16 protein-coding genes are annotated in these 18,317 nt (G+C 66.0%); 5 read left to right on the forward strand and 11 right to left on the reverse strand.

Annotated elements, in window-relative coordinates; genetic code table 11:
• Positions 1–149: 149 nt before the first annotated feature.
• The 4 genes from LMJ29_RS15415 to LMJ29_RS15430 form a co-directional block, all read right to left on the reverse strand.
• Positions 150–608 (reverse strand): hypothetical protein, encoded by a 459-nt coding sequence (locus LMJ29_RS15415; RefSeq protein WP_229606409.1) that lies wholly within the window; start codon positions 606–608, stop codon positions 150–152.
• 838 nt (positions 609–1,446) lie between these two features.
• Positions 1,447–2,199: an HNH endonuclease gene (locus LMJ29_RS15420; RefSeq protein WP_229606410.1), complete on the reverse strand. Its 753-nt coding sequence runs from the start codon at positions 2,197–2,199 to the stop codon at positions 1,447–1,449.
• A 100-nt stretch (positions 2,200–2,299) separates the two neighbouring features.
• Positions 2,300–2,758 (reverse strand): hypothetical protein, encoded by a 459-nt coding sequence (locus LMJ29_RS15425; RefSeq protein WP_229606411.1) that lies wholly within the window; start codon positions 2,756–2,758, stop codon positions 2,300–2,302.
• A gap of 277 nt (positions 2,759–3,035) precedes the next feature.
• Positions 3,036–4,238 carry a LysR family transcriptional regulator gene (locus tag LMJ29_RS15430; protein ID WP_229606412.1) on the reverse strand — a complete coding sequence of 401 codons (1,203 nt, stop codon included), beginning with the start codon at positions 4,236–4,238 and terminating at the stop codon, positions 3,036–3,038.
• 161 nt (positions 4,239–4,399) lie between these two features.
• Here LMJ29_RS15430 and galB point away from each other — a divergent pair, with 161 nt between their 5' ends.
• From galB to LMJ29_RS15455, 5 genes are all read left to right on the forward strand, one after another.
• Positions 4,400–5,137, forward strand: coding sequence for a 4-oxalmesaconate hydratase (gene galB / locus LMJ29_RS15435; RefSeq protein WP_229606413.1), 738 nt, complete (start codon positions 4,400–4,402; stop codon positions 5,135–5,137).
• Complete coding sequence (locus LMJ29_RS15440; RefSeq protein ID WP_229606414.1) at positions 5,134–5,850, forward strand: 4-carboxy-4-hydroxy-2-oxoadipate aldolase/oxaloacetate decarboxylase; 717 nt, start codon at positions 5,134–5,136, stop codon at positions 5,848–5,850. Before galB ends, LMJ29_RS15440 begins: the two co-directional genes overlap by 4 nt.
• A gap of 2 nt (positions 5,851–5,852) precedes the next feature.
• Positions 5,853–6,935: a 4-oxalomesaconate tautomerase gene (locus tag LMJ29_RS15445; protein ID WP_229606415.1), complete on the forward strand. Its 1,083-nt coding sequence runs from the start codon at positions 5,853–5,855 to the stop codon at positions 6,933–6,935.
• A 230-nt stretch (positions 6,936–7,165) separates the two neighbouring features.
• Positions 7,166–7,906, forward strand: a complete 741-nt coding sequence (locus LMJ29_RS15450; protein WP_229606416.1) for a siderophore-interacting protein — start codon at positions 7,166–7,168, stop codon at positions 7,904–7,906.
• Positions 7,903–8,931 carry a zinc-binding dehydrogenase gene (locus LMJ29_RS15455; RefSeq protein WP_229606417.1) on the forward strand — a complete coding sequence of 343 codons (1,029 nt, stop codon included), beginning with the start codon at positions 7,903–7,905 and terminating at the stop codon, positions 8,929–8,931. Before LMJ29_RS15450 ends, LMJ29_RS15455 begins: the two co-directional genes overlap by 4 nt.
• A 9-nt stretch (positions 8,932–8,940) precedes the next feature.
• Here LMJ29_RS15455 and LMJ29_RS15460 read toward each other — a convergent pair whose 3' ends face one another.
• The 7 genes from LMJ29_RS15460 to LMJ29_RS15490 form a co-directional block, all read right to left on the reverse strand.
• Entirely contained in the window at positions 8,941–9,384 is a 444-nt protein-coding gene (locus LMJ29_RS15460) for a MarR family winged helix-turn-helix transcriptional regulator (RefSeq protein WP_229606418.1), read from the reverse strand.
• A 303-nt stretch (positions 9,385–9,687) separates the two neighbouring features.
• On the reverse strand, positions 9,688–10,422 hold the full coding sequence (locus LMJ29_RS15465) for a transporter substrate-binding domain-containing protein (protein ID WP_229606419.1): 735 nt from the start codon (positions 10,420–10,422) through the stop codon (positions 9,688–9,690).
• A gap of 21 nt (positions 10,423–10,443) precedes the next feature.
• Positions 10,444–11,697 carry an OprD family porin gene (locus tag LMJ29_RS15470; RefSeq protein ID WP_229606420.1) on the reverse strand — a complete coding sequence of 418 codons (1,254 nt, stop codon included), beginning with the start codon at positions 11,695–11,697 and terminating at the stop codon, positions 10,444–10,446.
• Between the two features lie 150 nt (positions 11,698–11,847).
• Positions 11,848–13,173, reverse strand: coding sequence for an MFS transporter (locus LMJ29_RS15475; protein WP_229606421.1), 1,326 nt, complete (start codon positions 13,171–13,173; stop codon positions 11,848–11,850).
• Between the two features lie 56 nt (positions 13,174–13,229).
• A complete protein-coding gene (locus LMJ29_RS15480; RefSeq protein WP_229606633.1) occupies positions 13,230–14,282 on the reverse strand; it encodes a lactonase family protein in 1,053 nt (350 codons plus the stop codon).
• A gap of 243 nt (positions 14,283–14,525) precedes the next feature.
• Positions 14,526–17,177, reverse strand: a complete 2,652-nt coding sequence (acnA, locus tag LMJ29_RS15485; protein WP_377655597.1) for an aconitate hydratase AcnA — start codon at positions 17,175–17,177, stop codon at positions 14,526–14,528.
• A gap of 150 nt (positions 17,178–17,327) precedes the next feature.
• On the reverse strand, positions 17,328–18,218 hold the full coding sequence (locus tag LMJ29_RS15490; protein ID WP_229606423.1) for a LysR substrate-binding domain-containing protein: 891 nt from the start codon (positions 18,216–18,218) through the stop codon (positions 17,328–17,330).
• Positions 18,219–18,317: the final 99 nt, after the last annotated feature.

Here is an 18,317-nt window from a genome sequence, read left to right on the forward strand (position 1 = left end):
GACTTCTGCCCGTCCATGTGACGGGCTTTTTTTGTCTGGATTGGCGCAGCGAAGGCTGGAGATACGAATGCAATTGCACTGAGGGGAGAGTTGGCAAGGCACTGCTCACCGATTGTGAGGAAAGTCCATATACGTTTGTTAGGCGGCACCTACGATGTTGGTGCGCCATCTAGAAAATCCGCAAGTTCTTTTTCTTGGCAAAGGCTGGATAAGTCTACCGACAGGTGCTGAGAGCTACTTTCATCCGGATTAACTTGTGAATACTCTATATTAATGACTTTGGCGCTAGCAAGGCTGAGCAATATTGAGTATCCGGAATTTGCCCACTTCTCCGGGTTGTATCCAGGATCGTAAAACTCGATGTTCATATAATGAGGAAGCGAAGAAGAACTGTGATACCAAGAGGCAGATAGCGATATGTCGGACGAATTGGTTGTTTTAATCAATTTCACAACACACCGGGGGATGGTTAATTCATTTCCCGCAATATTTATTCGAATTCCTTCTGCTGAGCCCCCGGCCTCAGCGGAAAATTTTATATCTAAACTCGCTGGAGAATACTGTTCTGGCAGGCCAGCGATCGCCCCGTTACTTTCGAGACTAAGCATTGTATCCTCATGGGTGAAGCAATAACTGGTCAGAGTGCAAAAAATCAGCGATGCCGAAACTATATTTCTCATAGAGCCCAACATTTTTATTAAGCGGCGGAATTTGGCTCGCCCCAGTGAGCGAAGCGGACGACTTGAACCTCTAGCCAGCGCTTCACGCGCCTTGAATTAGTCTATTAATAAGCCTCGTGAGCTCCCCGCGCGCCTTGTGGTTCTTGAATACAGAGGGCACATGAAGAAGAAAGCTCCTCCAACGATGCTTGGATATGTTGCGAGCCTTGCTTTCAATGTAGTCTCGCAGCTCAATTACAGATTCGCGATTGAATGCCCAAAGCTCTTTCCCCTTGTAGGGTATTGAATAATAGGCATCCTCTGGCCATCGTAAATTATGAATAACCCGCTTTCCACATTGTCTGCACGACACCGACCCCAAGTCGCAGCCATGACTTCTGCTAATATATCTTGAATGTTGCCAATTGGCTGGCGCATATCCTTCTGGCAAATTGCTCAACGCCCTTTCTGGTGAGCCATGAAGCCCGGCGAAATAGATCGCCGCATGCCAGTAATGGCCGCATGAGTCTTGAAATCGACCGTATTCAAACTGCTTGGACTTCTGAAAGAATTCAACATCTTCTTTCTTTGAAATCCGGACTATTTCTGCAAACTCGAAAACGGCGCGCTCTCCGCAAGTCGGACATTTAACATCCACTTGGTGGGGCATAGGATTCCAATCATAGGTTCTGGTCATTTCATATTATCAAGTGGAGCTCTTACGTTTGGGCAAGGGGCGGGCCTTAGCCCGCTCCGAGTGAGAAAAGCGAATGATTTGAACCAACTGCTATGTGGTTTGCTTAATGCTTCTATACAAGCTTCTGAGCATGGATTTTTCTTCCTCATCCTCAGTGGTTAACCCCTTTAGTGTAATGTATGCCAGCTCTTTAACTTCATCCAAGGTTTTCTTAGGAGCGCGCACTACATCCTTGAAGTGATGAAACTTTCGCCCTTTCTCCTTCAGTGCAACCTGAAATGCATACCCGCCATCCTGGCCATAGATACGAATTAAATCATGACCGTGCTGTGCACCTACGTAGGGCTTGTCTGATTTTGTTTTTCCTTTATGCCAAATTGAGCCGTGAACAAACGAGCTGATATTTTCATAGCAAGCCAGAATCTTTTCGCTAAGATTCTTATCTTTTTGGGTTAGATGCTCAATGCATGTGCTACCGACTTTTTTGTATCCCCACCCCGGGTGATAAGTGAGATGCTCGTACCTTATTCCTTTGCCACACCCTACTCGTTCGCAAGTGCCGATCAGACCCCCTAAATCATCAATAGATATCAAGAGCCAGCCACTATTTGGCTCTACGTGACCATGCTCTCGCGCATGACATCCTTTGCACAGTGTTGTGCAGTCGCTTAGAGCGTATTCCCAAGGATTTTTATTGGGCATATATAATTCATGGTGAACTTGAAGTACCACGCCGGGAGGTGAGCCATGGCATTTTAAACACTTATTGCCATCCCTCAGCCGCACTCGCCTAGAGAACTCAAACCACTTGTCATTTGCGTATAAGTTCTTCTGCTTAGCCATGAAGGTGATCTGAATTCACATAAAGATTAAGCTAACGGATGTCCAAAGGCGCAGATTTCGGACGTCCGCCGACCGAAATGAGTGGCAGTTGATCGCATCACTAGGTGTTCCACTGATTAATTGCGGCTTCCACGCCATCATCCCAATAATGCTCGGCTAGCGTTTTTATGTGATGAGATTTGAGAATTACCAAGCTGTTGCGGACGACCTGCCGCTGTTCTTTGGAAAAAAGCGAAAACTGCTTGGAGTCAGAATTTAAGCCAATTTGGTTTATGAATAAGCACATGTATGGAGTGCCATCTTTGTCTTTTTGGCCTGTAACGGCTAGCTCTATAAGCCTAGGAATGTAGTACCCCATGGCATCTGGGGTAAGAAATGATGAAATCCCCCAGCATACAGTGCCAATTTGCTCAGGGGAAAGATCTCTTCTGCTTGCGCCGTTAACTTCATCATTGTGATCTCGGCACTCCTCGCAATGGTTTATATCGGTAGCGAGCAACGGTTTGCTGAAAGCTTCGAATAATTTATATGCGCTCTCTACGAAGCTGGCGATTTCCACGATTACACCTAACTATTATTAACCACCAAATGGTGCAAGCAAACGCACCAACTGATGTACAACACTCCCTCGTCAAACCCGGCGCATCCTCTCCAGATGCCGCTTCCAGCTTCTCGCTGTCAGTCGGGTTGGCAAGCCCTTGCCGTTCGCTCCATTGCGCGAGCGGATAGCCCGAAACTAACCGAGCGGCCGCAGGCTTGTCCATGCCACGGAAAGCCGTGTTTCGCCGGAGGTCTGCTTAACCACTCTCTGCTCAATCTGCTCAGACTGTGCCCAGCTAAGCCTGTTCGCGAATCACCAGACGGATCGTTTCCATCAGCGCTTGCGCCGCCGGCGAGTGCAGGCAGGCGCTGCGATAGGTCAGGCCGATGGCGCGGGTGGTCTGCTTGAGTTGCAGCGGCAGCACGCACAGCTCGCCGGAGGCGATTTCCCGCTCCAGCTGGTGCGCCGATACCGCCGCCAGCATGTCCGAGCGCAGCAGCAGGCCGCGGATGATCGCCAGGTCGCCGCTTTCCACCACCGGGTTGGGCGCCGGCATGCCGAAGTCGGCGAAGCAGGCGTCCAGCTGCTGGCGGGCCGGCGAGCCGGCGCGGGGCAGCACCCAGCGGGCATCGGCGAGTTCCGCGGGGCCGAGCGCGGCGGCCAGCAGCGGATGGCCGCGGCGGGCCAGCAGGACCATCTCCTCGGTGAGCAGCGCCTCGCCGTGCAGGTCGCTGGCGTACTGGGCGCCGCGCAGGGCGCCGAACACGAAGTCCAGATCGCCGGCGCGCAGCTCGGTGGCCAGCAGGTCGAAGGGACTCTCGTCGGTGGCCACCCGCACGCCGGGGTGGGCGGCGGTCAGCCGCACGATGGCTTCGGGCAGGATGCGCGTGCGCCCCAGCGGCAGCGCGCCGACGCGCACCACGCCCTCCACGGCGCCGCGCATGGCGGCAAGGTCGGCCTCGATGTGGCGCAGCTCGTTGAGCGCGCGGCGGATTGGGAACTGGATGTCGAGACTCGCGCGGCTGGGCTGCAGGCCGCGCGGCGTGCGCTCGAACAGCGCGTGGCCGCTGCCGCTTTCGAGCACCTTGAGGGCGGCGCTGACCGCCGGCTGGGTGAGGCCGAACAGGCTGGCCACCGTCTGCATGTGGCGGGTTTCGCAGAGCTTGACGAACACCTGCAGGCGGCGCGCCTGGAACAGGTAGAGCGGCTCGGCCGCGTGGCCGGCGGCCTGGCCGAGCAGGCGCGGCACGCTGTCCAGCTCGGCCAGCACCCGCCGCGCGCGCGGCAGCACCCGGCTGCCCTGCTCGGTCAGGCGCATGCCGTTGGCGTGCCGCTCGAACAGCGGCACCGCCAGGCGCGCCTCGAGGTCGGAGATCGCCCGGGTCACCACCGACTGGGCGCGGAACAGCGCCGCCGATGCCTTCGACACGCTGCCGTGGTCGGCGACGCGGACGAAGGCGCGCACCTGCATGAGGTTGGGCAGTTCGCTGTCCAGCATGGGAAGGGCGCCTCGCAAAGCACGGATCGGCCCCCACCATGCCACCCGCTTTCCTGCGTGACAATAAGTAAAACGCATACCTGAAGCAGCTGAACGCATTACTGCTTCTGCAATCGCGGGTGACATGCTTGCCTGGCCATAACGCAGGAGGAAAACCCGCAATGATCCAGGCATCCCCCAAGACCGCGCTGGTGGTCAGCGCCCATTCCGCCGATTTCGTCTGGCGCGCCGGTGGCGCCATCGCCCTGCACGCCGCCCAGGGCTACGCCGTGCACATCGTCTGCCTGTCGTTCGGCGAGCGCGGCGAGTCCGCCAAGCTGTGGCGCAAGGGCGAGATGAGCGAGGCCAAGGTCAAGGCCGCGCGCCGTACCGAGGCCCAGGCCGCCGCCGAGATCCTCGGCGCCAGCGTCGAGTTCTTCGACATCGGCGACTACCCGATGCGCGCCGATACCGACACCCTCTTCCGCCTGGCCGACGTGTTCCGCCGCGTGCAGCCGCAGTTCGTCCTCAGCCACTCGCTGAAGGATCCCTACAACTACGACCACCCGCTGGCCATGAACCTGACCCAGGAGGCCCGCATCATCGCCCAGGCCGAGGGCTACAAGCCGGGCGAGAAGATCGTCGGCGCGCCGCCGGTATACGCCTTCGAGCCGCACCAGCCCGAGCAGTGCGAGTGGCGCCCGGACACCTTCCTGGACATCACCGAGGTGTGGGACAGGAAGTACGCCGCCATCCAGTGCATGGCCGGCCAGGAACACCTCTGGGAGTACTACACCCGCGTCGCCCTGCAGCGCGGCGTGCAGGCCAAGCGCAACGTCGGCATCACCTCCAGCCGCAACATCGTCTACGCGGAAGGCTTCCAGAGCGTCTTCCCGCGCGTCACGGAGAACCTGGCATGAGCAGCCTGATCGGCAGGAAGGGCATCGTGGTGCGCAACATCCCGCGCGCCGAGGGCGAGGTGATCGACGAGCTGGGCCGCTGCGGCGTCGCCACCATCCATGAGGCGCAGGGCCGCAAGGGCCTGCTCGACTGCGCGCTGCGGCCGATCCAGCAGGGCACCGCGATCAGCGGCAGCGCCGTCACCGTGCTGGTCGCCCCCGGCGACAACTGGATGTTCCACGTCGCCGTCGAGCAGTGCCGCCCCGGCGACATCCTGGTGGTGGCGCCCAGCTCGCCGTGCAGCGACGGCTACTTCGGCGACCTGCTGGCCACCTCGCTGCAGGCGCGCGGCGTGCGCGGCCTGGTGATCGACGCCGGCGTGCGCGACAGCCAGACCCTGCGCGATATGGGCTTTGCAGTGTGGTCGCGGGCGATCAACGCCCAGGGCACGGTCAAGGAGGTGCTCGGCTCGGTCAACCTGCCGCTGCTGTGTGGCGGCCAGCTGGTCAACGCCGGCGACGTGGTGGTGGCCGACGACGACGGCGTGGTGATCGTGCGCCGTGGCGAAGCCGCCGAGGTGCTCGCCGCCAGCCGCCAGCGCGCCGAACTGGAGGAGCAGAAACGCCTGCGCCTGGCCAGCGGCGAGCTGGGCCTGGACCTCTACGCCATGCGCCCGCGCCTGGCCGAGAAGGGCCTGCGCTACGTCGACAGCCTGGAAGAGCTGGAGGGCTGAGCATGAGCCAGACCCGCATCCCCTGCCTGCTGATGCGCGGCGGCACCTCCAAGGGCGCCTACTTCCTCGCCGACGACCTGCCCGCCGATCCCGCGCTGCGCGACCGCGTACTGCTCGCCGCGATGGGCTCGCCGGACCGCCGGCAGATCGACGGCCTCGGTGGCGCCGACCCGCTGACCAGCAAGGTGGCCATCGTGCGGCCGTCGCAGCGCGCCGACGCCGACGTCGACTACCTGTTCGCCCAGGTGCTGGTGGACGAGCCGCGCGTCGACTACGGACAGAACTGCGGCAACATCCTCGCCGGGGTCGGCCCGTTCGCCATCGAGCGCGGCCTGGTCGAGCCGTGCGGTGCGTTCACGCCGGTGCGCATCTATATGGAGAACACCGGGCAGATTGCCGTCGCCCGCGTGCCGACGCCGGACGGCCGGGTGGCCTACGACGGCGATGCGCGTATCGACGGCGTGCCCGGCAGCGCGGCGCCGCTGGTGGTCGACTTCCAGGACGTGGCCGGCTCCAGCTGCGGCGCCCTGCTGCCCACCGGCAATGCCCGCGATACCTTCGACGGCGTCGAGGTCACCTGCATCGACAACGGCATGCCGGTGGTCCTGCTGCGCGCCGAGGACCTGGGCCGCAGCGGCTACGAGAGCCGCGAGGAACTGGACGCCGACGTCGAGCTGAAGGCGCGCCTGGAGTCGATCCGCCTGCAGGCCGGGCCGCGCATGAACCTCGGCGACGTCGCCCAGCGCAACGTGCCGAAGATGTGCCTGATCGCTCCTGCTCGTTCCGGCGGAGCCATCGCCACCCGCAGCTTCATCCCGCACCGCTGCCACGCCTCGATCGGCGTGTTCGGCGCGGTCAGCGCGGCGACCGCCTGCCTGGTCGAGGGCTCGGTGGCCGCGCCCGTCGCCCGCGTGCCGGGCGGCGAGCTGCAGCGCCTGTCGGTGGAACATCCCAGCGGCGAATTCACCGTCGAGCTGCGCCTGCAGGACGGCGCGCCGGCCGGCTGCGGCCTGATGCGCACCGCGCGCCTGCTGTTCGACGGCCAGGTGTGCGTGCCGGCCGCGGTGTGGGCCGGCCTCGCCTGAGCGCCCTCCTATACCCGCCCTGCCGGAGCCGGCTTGCCGGCGATTCCTGGTTGCCCCGGGAACATCGCCAGCGAGCCGGCTCCTGCGGCAGTGGCCGCCGCGCTGCAGGGCTGGCGGCGGCCTGCACGGTAGCCTCGTCGGGCGATGCCGGCGTCGGCAGCAAATTGGTTGACAGCATCAACCAATTCTTCTTAATGTAGTTGACACTATCAACTATATAGAGAGCATCCATGGATTCCCTCCAAGTACAACGCCGCGTGCAGCGCGTCCGCCACGAGCTGCGCTCGCGCCCGGTGCAGGTCAGCCGTATCGAGTCGCTGGGCGAGAGCTTCGCCAGCATCACCTTCAGCGGCGAGGCACTGGCCGACTTCCACAGCGCCGGCTTCGACGATCACATCAAGTTCATCTTCGACAGCCCGGCCGGCGAGCAGGTACGCCGCGACTACACGCCGCGCCGTTTCGACGTGCACAAGCGCGAGCTGACCATCGAGTTCGCCCTGCATGGCGAGGGTCTGGCCAGCGACTGGGCCAGCCAGGCGAAGGTCGGCCAGTCGGCGGTGATCGCCGGCCCGCGCGGCTCGATGATCGTGCCGCTCGACTACGACTGGCACCTGCTGGTCGGCGACGCCAGCGCCCTGCCGGCCATCGCCCGGCGCCTGGAAGAACTGCCGGCCGGCAGCCGCGCCCTGGTGCTGGTGGAGATGGCCGATCCCGCCGGACGTCGCCACTTCGACAGCCGCGCGCAGGTGGAGCTGAGCTGGCTGGACGACGCGGAGCAACTGGTTGCCGCCGTCGAGGCCCTGGAGCTGCCCGAAGGCGAAGGCTTCGCCTGGGCCGCCGGCGAAGCTGCGGCCATGAAGCGCATCCGCGCGCTGCTGGTCGAGGGCAAGGGCCATCCCAAGCAGGCGATGCGCGTCGCCGCCTACTGGCGCCACGGCGCCGCGGGCTTCCACGAGGAGCTGGGCGAATGAGTTGCCCGGCTGCCTGCCGCGCCGACTGCACGCCAGCCGAGGCGTTGCCTGACGCTTATCGGGCCTGGGTGTGGCGCGGCAGTGCGGCGCCCTGCGGCCTGGTCCTGGAGACGGTCGCGCGGCCGGCGCTGGAAGCGGGCCAGGTGCTGGTGCGCAACGCGGTGATCGGCCTCAATCCGGTGGACTGGAAGCTGCTCGCTGGCCAGTTCATGAGCGGCCGGCCGGGCAAGGTGCCGGGCCTGGACGGTGCCGGAACGGTGGTGGCGGTTGGCGAGGGGGTGTCCGCCGACTGGCTTGGCCGGCGCGTGGCGTACCACCAGAGCCTCGAGCGGCCGGGCAGTTTCGCCCAATACACGCCGCTGGCCGCCGAGGTATTGATCCGCCTGCCGGCGGCGCTGGATTTCGCCACCGCGGCGGCCTTCCCCTGCCCGGCCCTGACTGCCTGGCAGGCGCTGGAGAAGGTGTCCGCCCTACCCGGCGATGAGCTGCTGATCAGCGGTGCCGGCGGCTCGGTGGGGCACTATCTGGTACAACTGGCGGCGGCGCGCGGCTTTGTCGTCAGCGTGATGTGCCATGCCCGGCACCGTGAGCGCCTGTACGCGCTGGGCGCCAGCGAATGGCTGGGCGGGCCGTTGGCCGAGTCGGAAAACTGGGCGGACTGGGGGCCGGCGCGCTTCCACGCGGTGATCGACTGCGTCAGCGCCGCCCATGCCGAGCGCCTGGCCCCGGCCGTGCTCGCCAACGGTCATCTGGTGTGCATCCAGGGGCGCGTTGCCCGCTGGCCCGACGCCCCTTTCGGGCGCGCCCTGTCGCTGCACGAAGTGGCCCTGGGCGCCCTGCACCGCTTCGGCGACCGCGCCGCCTGGCAGCGGCTGACCGATGCCGGAGAAGCGCTGCTGCGGGCGCTGGCCGAAGGCCGCCTGCAAGCGGAGGCCGCGCTCGTCGGCGAATTCGCCGAGTTGCCGCAGCGGCTGCTGGCCTTGCAGCACCGGCAGTTCTCCGGCAAGGCGCTGATTCGGGTCTAGCGCCTGGCGCTACGGTGTCTCGGGCTGCAGGTTGTGGTCGATCCGATCCAACAGCGCGAGCAGCTGGTGGCACTCCTCCTCGCTCAGTCCCGCCACGGCCACCGCCGACAGGCGCTGCCCGCGCGCCGCGAGGGACTGGTGCATGGCCTCGCCGGCGGCGGTCAGCTGCAGGCGGATGCTGCGGCGGTCGGCGGGATCGGACTGGCCGTCGAGCAGACCCTTGTCGCGCAGACCGCGGATCAGCCGCGCCAGCTGCGCCTTGTCCCGCCCGGAATGCTCGACCAGATCGCTCTGCGTGGCCTGCGGATGCCTGGCAAAGAAGCCGAGCACCTTGTGCTCCATGTGGGTCAGATCGCTGGGTCCATCGCGCAGCTCGCGGTACTGCTGGGCGCGATAGCGGTGCATCACGGAATGGATCGACTCGAAGACGTCTTCGGCAAGGGAGGTGGCCATTTGGAGATATTGTCGGCTATATCGCGGATATTGTTGACATTATCAACATGCATGACCCGGGTGTACAGCCGCAAGGGGGCCGGAGCCGCGACCCGGCCGATCCCCGAACCCACCCTGCGCGGATTTACCTGCGCCGTGCCGGAACGTGCAGGTGTTCGTCTCCCCAGCTGCCCGGGAGCTGCCCCCTGTCCCGCTGGCCGCGCGGCCGCAACAGCCACAGGACTGCAAGGGCCGCCGCCACGGCAACCATGATCGGAAGCTTGTTCATCGCAGTACTCCTCGCCGGGCGGCGATCAGGTGGAATCAGGCTTGCGCAGGCGCGACCGCGACATCGGCCTGGCCGGACTGGCGCAGCGCTTCCGCCACCAGCCCCGACGCCTTCTGCCGCTCGACGAACGCCCGCACGTATGCAGCACCGGCACTGCGGCCCTTGGGCACCGCCATCGCCTGGCGGATGTCCGTGAAGGCATCGTCCAGCACCCGATAGCGCGGATCGGCGGCGGCCACCCTGGCCAGCGGCTGGCGCACGCCGGCCGCGGCATCCAGCTCCCGCTCGATGAACAGGTCCACCGCCCCCCCGGAGGTGGCAGCGCGCTCCAGGCTGGCGTGGGCCAGCGAGCGAGACAGGAACAGGTCGTAGGCCGCCCCCTGCCCCACTGCGATACGCAAGCCGGGCCGGTCCAGCTCCGCGACGCTGCGCCAGGGCGCTGCGGCCTTCACCAGATAGGTGCCCTCGATGATCACGTAGGGCGCGCTGAAGGCGATCTGCGCTTCGCGCACCGGCTCGATGGCCAGGAAGGCGATGTCCCAGACATCCTCCTCCAGGGCGGCGAACACCTTGCCGGCGGCATCGAAGGTGTTCATCTGCAGCTCCACGCCCAGCTCTGCGGCCAGCGCCCTGGCCAGCGCCACCGAGACGCCCTGCGGCTCGCCTTGCGGGCCGCGCTGGGCGAGGACGGGGTTGCCGAAGTTGATCGCGGCGCGCAGTACGCCGGTGGGCGCCAGATCGGCGATTACCGCCTTGTCGATTGCTGTCATGCTGTTCTCCTGCTTGCTGGGTTAACGGAGCGGAAGGCTGTAGGTGAGGATCAGGCGATTCTCGTCGGCGTCGCGGGCGAAGCTGGAGCGGTAGCTCGCGTTGCGCCAGCGAATGGCGAGGCTCTTGAGGGGGCCGCCCTGGATCACGTACTGCAGGTCGGTGTTGCGCTCCCACTCGCGGCCTTCGCCGGCCTGGGTGGCGGCCTCGGCGTGGTCGCCCCGCACGTAGCGGCTCATGAAGGTCAGGCCGGGAACGCCGAGGGCAGTGAAGTCGTAGTCGTAGCGCAGTTGCCACGAGCGTTCGCCGGGTTCGGCGAAGTCGTTGATCTGGATGTAGTTCACCAGGTAGGGGTCGGTGCCGTTGAGATACGGCATCGAGGTGTCGCCCGCCAGCTTCTGCCAGCCCAGGCCCAGGGCATGCCCGGCCAGGCTGTAGGTGAACAGGGCGCCGAAGGCGTCGCTATCGATGCGCCCGCCGCGGGCGGAGCCCGCCTCGCCACTGCGGGAATAGCGAAGGTCGCTCTTCAGCTTGCCGGCGCCCAAGGCAAGGCTGTGGCCGAGGCCGACGAAGTGCTGGTCGTAGACGTCCCGGAGTTGCCCGTACTGGTAGCTGAACAGCAGGTCGCGCGGCAGCTTCAGATCGGCCCCGGCGATGCGGAAGTCATCGCCCTCGGCCGTGGCGGCGAAACGCCGGTTCTTGTTGTTCAGGCTGAGGTCAGTGCGGTCCGTGGAGTCGCGCTCGGTCACCTGGTCCAGGCGCGCCAGGGTGAGCGTCAGCCCGTCGATCTCCCTGACACTGAGCAGGCCGCCCTCGAAGGTCTGCGGCAGGATGCGCCCGGTATTGGCCTGGACGGTGGGCAGCTTGGGCACCAGGGTGCCGTAGCGCAGCTCGCTGTCGCCCGCGCGGGCTTTGAAGGTCGCGCCCAAGCGGCTGAACTCGTCGGCGGCTTCACCGTCGTCGTGGACCGGCAGCAGGCCGGAGCCGGCCCGGCCCTTGCCGGAATCCAGCTTCACGCCGAGCATGGCCATGGCGTCCACGCCGAAACCGACGGCACCCGGCGTGTAGCCCGAGCGCCAGTCGAGGATGAAGCCCTGCGCCCACTCCTCGCGCTTCGACTGGCCGCTCGCCTCGCGGAAGTCGCGGTTGAAGTAGTAGTTCTGCAGTTGCAGGTTGGCCTTGCTGTCTGCGAGGAAGCCTTCGGCCTGGGTGGTGCCGACCGCCAGCGCAGGGAGGATGGCGAAAAGGGCCTTGGGCAGTTTGTTCTTGTTGTACATCTGAAACTCCAGGCGATGGAAAAGAGAGCGGCGAAGGTTCGCTAGCGCCGCTCGAGCCCGCGAGGCGGGAAGTGCTGCGTTGAAAAGTCCCTGCCGTGGCGGGTGGCTACGGCAGGTACAGGCGGCCCGGGTGCGGGCCGCTTGTCAGGGTCAGCCGGTCTGGCGACCGGCCACGGCGGCGGAGTTGGCCGCCTCGGGGTGGTTGAGGCGCATGAACAGGGTCATCAGGAACGCCACCACCAGCAGCGAGCTGAGGAACAGCAGGCCGGTCGCCGCGCTCTGGCTCTGCCCCTTGACCAGGCCGACCAGCGAGGGGCCGACGAAGCCGCCGAGGTTGCCGATGGAGTTGATCACGGCGATCGACACCGCAGCGGTGGAGCGGCTGAGGAACAGCGTCGGCAGTGCCCAGAACGGCGACTTGAAGGCGTACAGGCCGGACAACGACAGGCAGATCATCGCCATGGCCACGACCGGATCCTGCAGGGTGCCGGCGCCGAGCAGGCCGAGGGCGGCGAAGCACAGCGGAATGGCCGAGTGCAGCTTGCGCTCGCCGCGGCGGTCGGATCTGCGCGACCAGATGACCATGGCCACGGTCGCCACGATGTAGGGCAGCATGGCAATCAGACCGATCTGGGTATGGCTCAGGTTCTCCGAGAAGCCCTTGATGATCTGCGGCATCCAGTAGCCGATCCCCAGGCTGCCGCACTGGTAGATGAAGTAGATGACGGCCAGGTAGAGCACCTTGGGGTTGGCCATGGTCTGCAGCACGTTCAGGTGGCGGACGTTCTTGCGGCTCTGCCGGTCCTGCTCCAGTTCGGCGATCAGCCACGCTTTCTCCTCCGGCTTCAGCCACTTGGCCTGCTCCGGGCGGTCGGTCAGGTAGCAGAAGCAGGCGATCCCCAGCAGCACCGCCGGAATGCCTTCCAGGAACAGCATCCAGCGCCAGCCGCTCCAGCCGAGCCAGGCGACGTTGTCCATGATCCAGGTGCTGAGCGGCGCGCCGATGATGTAGCTGACCGGGATGGCCGCGGTGAACAGCGCCACCGTGGTGGCCAGCTCCTTGGAGCGGAACCAGTAGGTCAGGTAGACGATGATGCCCGGGAAAAAGCCCGCCTCCGCCACGCCCAGCAAAAAGCGCAGCACGTAGAGCTGGGTGGCGTTCTCGGCGAAGGCCGTGGCCGCGGCGAGCAGGCCCCAGGTCACCAGGATGCGGGCGATCCATACCCGCGCGCCGTACTTGTTGAGCATCACGTTGCTCGGCACTTCGAACAGGAAGTAGCCGATGAAGAAGATCCCCGAGATGAAGCCGAAGGCCTCGCTGGTCAGGGCCAGCTCCTTGTTCATCTGCAGGGCGGCGTAGCCGATGTTGGCGCGGTCCAGGTAGGAGACGATGTAGAGCAGGAAGACGAAGGGAATGATCCGCAGGGTGACCTTGCGGATGATCGCCGGTTGGTCGGCGGTATTGTTGTTATTCATGATGACCTCGTTGGGGGCCGGAGGCGCCGGCTTGCGCGTGTTCGGTAAAACCGGGTTCAGGCACTGAACACCATGCACACGGGGCTTCCCGTGGCGATGGAGAAGCCTGTGCGGCGCAGCCCGCCGCTACGCTCGTCGACGGCGAATGCCACTATGCTGTCGCTGTCCTCGTTGAGCGCAAACAGAAACCGACCGTTGGGCGTCAGGGTGAAGAAGCGCGGGGTCTTGCCGCCGCTCGGCACGAACTCCTGCGGGCTGAGCAGACCGGATGCCGGGTCGATGGCGAACACCGCCACGCTGTCGTAGCCACGGTTGGAGGCGTACAGGAAGCGACCGCTGCGATCGACCTCGATTTCCGCGGCCCGGCTGTTGCCGGTCCAGGACGCCGGCAGCGACGGCAGTATCTGCAGCGGCTGCAGTGCGCCCGAGCCGGCATCGAAGCGGTAGGTGGTGACGCTGGAATCCAGCTCGTTCACCGCGTAGGCGAACGGCGCCTTCGGATGCAGCGCCAGATGGCGCGGTCCCGACCCTTCCCGGGCCGCTACCGAGGGCTGCGCGGCCGGGTGCAGCCGACCGTTGGCGAAGCGGAAGCTGAACACGCGATCCAGGCCTTTGTCCGGCACCAGCACGAAGGTGCCGCTGGCGTCGAACGGATTGAAATGCGGCTTGGCGAACGGCTGCTCCACCCGGTGCGGCCCGGGCTGCCCTTCGAGCCCGACCAGCTGCACCACGCCGCCCAGGGCACCGTCCGCCTCGACCTGCATGACCGCCAGGGTGCCGCTGATGTGGTTGGACACCACCAGAAAGCGCTCAGTCGGGTCCAGGGCCAGGTGCACCGGGTTCTTGCCCTCGCAGCTCTGCCGGTTGAGGAACTCCAGCCTGCCGCTGGCCTTGTCCACCGTGAAGGCGCTGACTTCGCTGCGGTCGCCGTGCACGCAATATAGGCGGTCGCCGGCGCGATTCAGGGCCAGGAAGGACGGGTTGACCAGATCCTTCACCACCTGGACCGGCTCCAGGCTGCCGCGCGTCTGGTCGAGCTGGTAGACGCTGATGCCCTGGCCACGGGCATTTCGCTCGCGCGTGGTGCGCGAACCTACATAGGCGTACATGGGATGGGTTCTCCGCGGTTCGGATGGGGATGCCTGCACCAGGCCGGCGCCGGGCGGCAGCAGGCTGCCGAGCAGGGTGAGGCCGGCCGCGCCGGCGAGCTGTTTGAGCACCTGGCGGCGGCTGCCGCCGGCGGTTGGCGCCGGGTCCGGGCGATGCGGGTCGTCGTCGTGCATGAGGGCTTTCCTTCTTGTTCTTGTCGTCAGGCAAAGCGGGCGCCAGGTCCTGGCGCCCGGGTCATTCCGTCACCGGGCGGCGCGCCCGACCACCTTGCGCACCACGTAGGGCAGCACGCCGCCGTGGCGCAGGTAGTGGATTTCCTGCGAGGAATCCAGGCGCAGGGACAGCTCGACGCTCCGCTGGCTGCCGTCCGCGCGGCGGATGCGCAGCTCGATCGGGTTGTCGCCGACCCGCAGCGCATCCAGCCCGCAGAAGTCCAGCAGTTCGTCGCCGGTCAAGCCCAGCGCCTCGCTGCCCTGGCCGGCACCGAACAGCAGCGGCACGATGCCCATGCCGATCAGGTTGCTGCGATGGATGCGCTCGAAGCTGCGCGCCACTACCGCCCTCACGCCGAGCAGCGCCTGCGCCTTGGCCGCCCAGTCGCGGCTGGAGCCGGCGCCGTAGTTGATCCCGGCGAACACCACCAGCGGCGTATGGCGGGCCGCGTGGCTCTGCGCCGCCTCGTACACCGGCAACGCTTCGCGGTGCTCGGCATCCCAGGCCCAGGCGCCCACGCCGGCGTGTTCGCCGAGCAGGCGGTTCTTCACCGCGCGGTTGGTGAAGGCGCCGCGCAGCATGACTTCGTGGTTGCTGCGCCGGGTCGAGTACTGGTTGAGGTCGCGTGGGTCTTCGCCGCGTTCCAGCAGCCAGCGGCCGGCCAGGCTGTCGGCGGGAATCGCCCCGGCCGGCGAGATGTGGTCGGTGGTGACGTTGTCGCCGAGCACCAGAAACGCCTTGGCGTCGCGGATCGCCAGGCTGTCCGGCGCCGCGGCCGCCACCTCGCTGAGGTAGCGGGGCCGGCGCAGGTAGGTCGACTCGGCCGCCCACGGGAAGCGCACGCTGCCGGTGGCGGACAGCGCCTGCCAGTGGTGGGTGCCGTCCCAGACGGTCGCCAGGCGCTGCTGGAAGAACTCGGGACGCACCACCGCGCGCTCCAGGGCGGCGACCTCCGCGTCGCCGGGCATCAGCTGCGCCAGGGTCACCGGGTTGCCGTCGCGGTCGGTGCCGAGCGGCTCGTGAAGCAGGTCGATGTCGATGCGCCCGGCGATGGCGTAGGCGACGCAGAGCGCCGGCGAGGCCAGGTAGCCGGCCGGCACCTTGGGATTGACCCGGCCCTCGAAGTTGCGATTGCCGGAAAGCACCGCCACGCCCTTCAGGCCGCGCTCGGCGAAGGCTTCCACGTGGGACTCCAGCTGCCCGGAGTTGCCGATGCAGGTCATGCAGCCGAAACCGGCGAGGTGGAAGCCCAGCGCCGCAAAGTCGTCGAGCAGCCCGGCCGCCTCCAGGTAGTCGGCCACCACCCGCGAGCCCGGCGACAGCGAGGTCTTCACCCAGGGTTTGGCGCGCAGCCCCAGGGCGCGCGCCTTGCGGGCCAGCAGGCCGGCCTGCAGCATCAGCTGGGGATTCGCCGTGTTGGTGCAGCTGGTGATGGCGGAGATGACCACGCTGCCGTGGGTGATGGGCTCGCCGAACGACGGCTCGAAGAAGCGTTCCTCGCCCAGCGGACGACCGCCACCGAGCACCTCCTCGCGGAACGAGGCCGGCACCTCGGCGAGTGCGCGGCGCTGGTGCGGCTGGTGGGGCCCGGCCAGGCTGGGCTCGATGCCGGCCAGATCGAGCTCGATCAGCTCGTCGAAGTCCGGCTCCGCCTCGTCCTCGCGGCGCCAGAACGGCTGGGCGTGCATGTATGCCTCGACCTTGTGGCACTGCTCGGCGCTGCGGCCGCTGAGCTTGAGGTAGTCCAGGGTCTGTGCATCGAACGGGAAGAACACCACGGTCGCACCGTATTCCGGCGCCATGTTGGCCACCGTGCCGCGCGCCGCCCAGCCGAGGCTGGCCAGCCCCGGGCCGGTGAATTCGACGAACTTGCCGACCACCGCGCGCTGGCGCAGCAGCTGCGCCACGTGCAGGGCCAGGTCGGTGGCGGTCACCCCGGGGCGCAGGGCGTTGCGCACGCGAATGCCGATGACCTGCGGGAAGCTGATCGGCACCGGCTCGCCGAGCATCGCCGCCTGCCCTTCCAGGCCGCCTACGCCCCAGGCGAGCACGCCGATGCCGTTGATCATCGGCGTGTGGCTGTCGGTGGCCACCATGTCGTCGGGATGCAGGATGGGCTGTCCGGCGGCACCGGGGCTCTCCCAGACCACCCGGGCCAGCGCCTCCATGTTCATCTGGTGGATGATCCCGGTACCCGGCGGAATCACCTGGAAATTGTCCAGGCTCTGCTGCGCCCACTTGATGAAGCGATAGCGCTCGCCGTTGCGACGGAAATCGATGTCCAGGTTGGCTTCGACCGCCTCGGCGTCGCCATAGCGCTCGACGATCACCGAATGGTCGATGGTCAGCACCGCCGGGATCAGCGGGTTCATCCGCTGCGGATCGCCGCCCAGCTCGGCCACCAGGTCGCGCATGCCGGCGAAGTCCGCCAGTGCGGGCAGGCAGGTGGTGTCGTGGAACATCAGCCGGTTGGGCTTGAAGGGCACCTCGCAATCCGGCCCCTGGCCGGTGGCGCGGGCCAGCACCGGCGCCAGGGCCTCCGGCGAGCAGCGGGCGACGTTTTCCAGCAGCAGGCGGATGGAATACGGCAGGCGGCGCAGCTGCTCCGGAGGGAGAATCTTGTACAGGTCGACGATGGCGTAGGTGGTGTCGTCGACGGACAACTGGCTGAATTGATCCACGGCAGGCTCGCTCACGATTGGTTCGGCTTGTTATCGCAACGAGAACGCTCTGGGTTATCTCGTCGTTGAACCGATACTACGAGCGGGCATGGCCGGGGAAAATTGAAGTCTCGCCAAGGCAGCGTTCTCCAATTGAGAACGCTAGGCGGCTCAGGCGCTGGGGCTGCGCAGGCTGTCGATGAAGGTGCGCAGGGTCGGCGAGGCGGCGTCGTACTTGCGGAATATGAGCAGCAACGAGCGCTCGGCCCAGGGCTCGGCCAGGGTCACGGCCTTGAGCTGGTGGCTGCGCTGGTACTGGCGGACCACGCTGCGCGGCAGCACGGCCAGGCCCATGCCGGCCGAGACCATGCGGCACATGCAGTCGAAGCTGCTGATGCGGATGCGCAGCTTCAACGGCACCCCGAGCGCTTCGGCGGCCTGGGTCAGCAGGCTGTGCACCGAACTCTCCAGGTGCGGTCCCACCAGTTCGTGCTCGAGCACCTGGCTCATCTTCAGGCTCTTGCTGGCGGCCAGCGGATGCGCGGCGGGCACCACCACCGTCAGCTCGTCGGTGCGGTAGGGCAGCGTCTCCAGCCCCTGCGCGGCGGTCTGCGCGGCGATGATGCCGATGTCGGCCCGGCCGTCGGCCACCGCCCGCACCACGGCAGAGCCCACCCGTTCCTCGACGTCGAAACGGATCTGCGGGTAGAGGGCGGCGAAGCGGGTGATGTCCTGCGGCAGGAACTGCGACAGCGCCGAGGTGATGGCGTGGATGCGGATATGCCCCTTGATGCCGCTGGCGAATTCGCTCAGTTCGTTGTCCAGGCTCTGCAGGGTCTGGCGCACCTGGCGGGCATAGAACAGCAGCGACTGGCCGGCGGGCGTCAGCTCCACGCCGCGCGCATAGCGGACCAGCAGGGGCGAACCGACCTGCTCTTCCAGCTCGCTGATGCGCTTGCTCACCGCCGATACGGCGAGATGCCTGAGCCGCGCCGCGCGGGTCAGGTTGCGCTCGTCGGCCACGGCGATGAACAGGTCCAGGCTGGTCAGGTCGTAACGCAAGGGCGGCTCCGGTAGGTCAGCGTCAGGGGCGAGGCCTCATTGTGACGCCGGCCAGTGGAGTCTTCCAAGGGCGGCATAAGGCGCCAGGAAGCCCGCACG

The organism is Pseudomonas oryzagri, assembly GCF_020831405.1.
In the GTDB taxonomy this organism is placed as follows: Bacteria; Pseudomonadota; Gammaproteobacteria; order Pseudomonadales; family Pseudomonadaceae; genus Geopseudomonas; species Geopseudomonas oryzagri.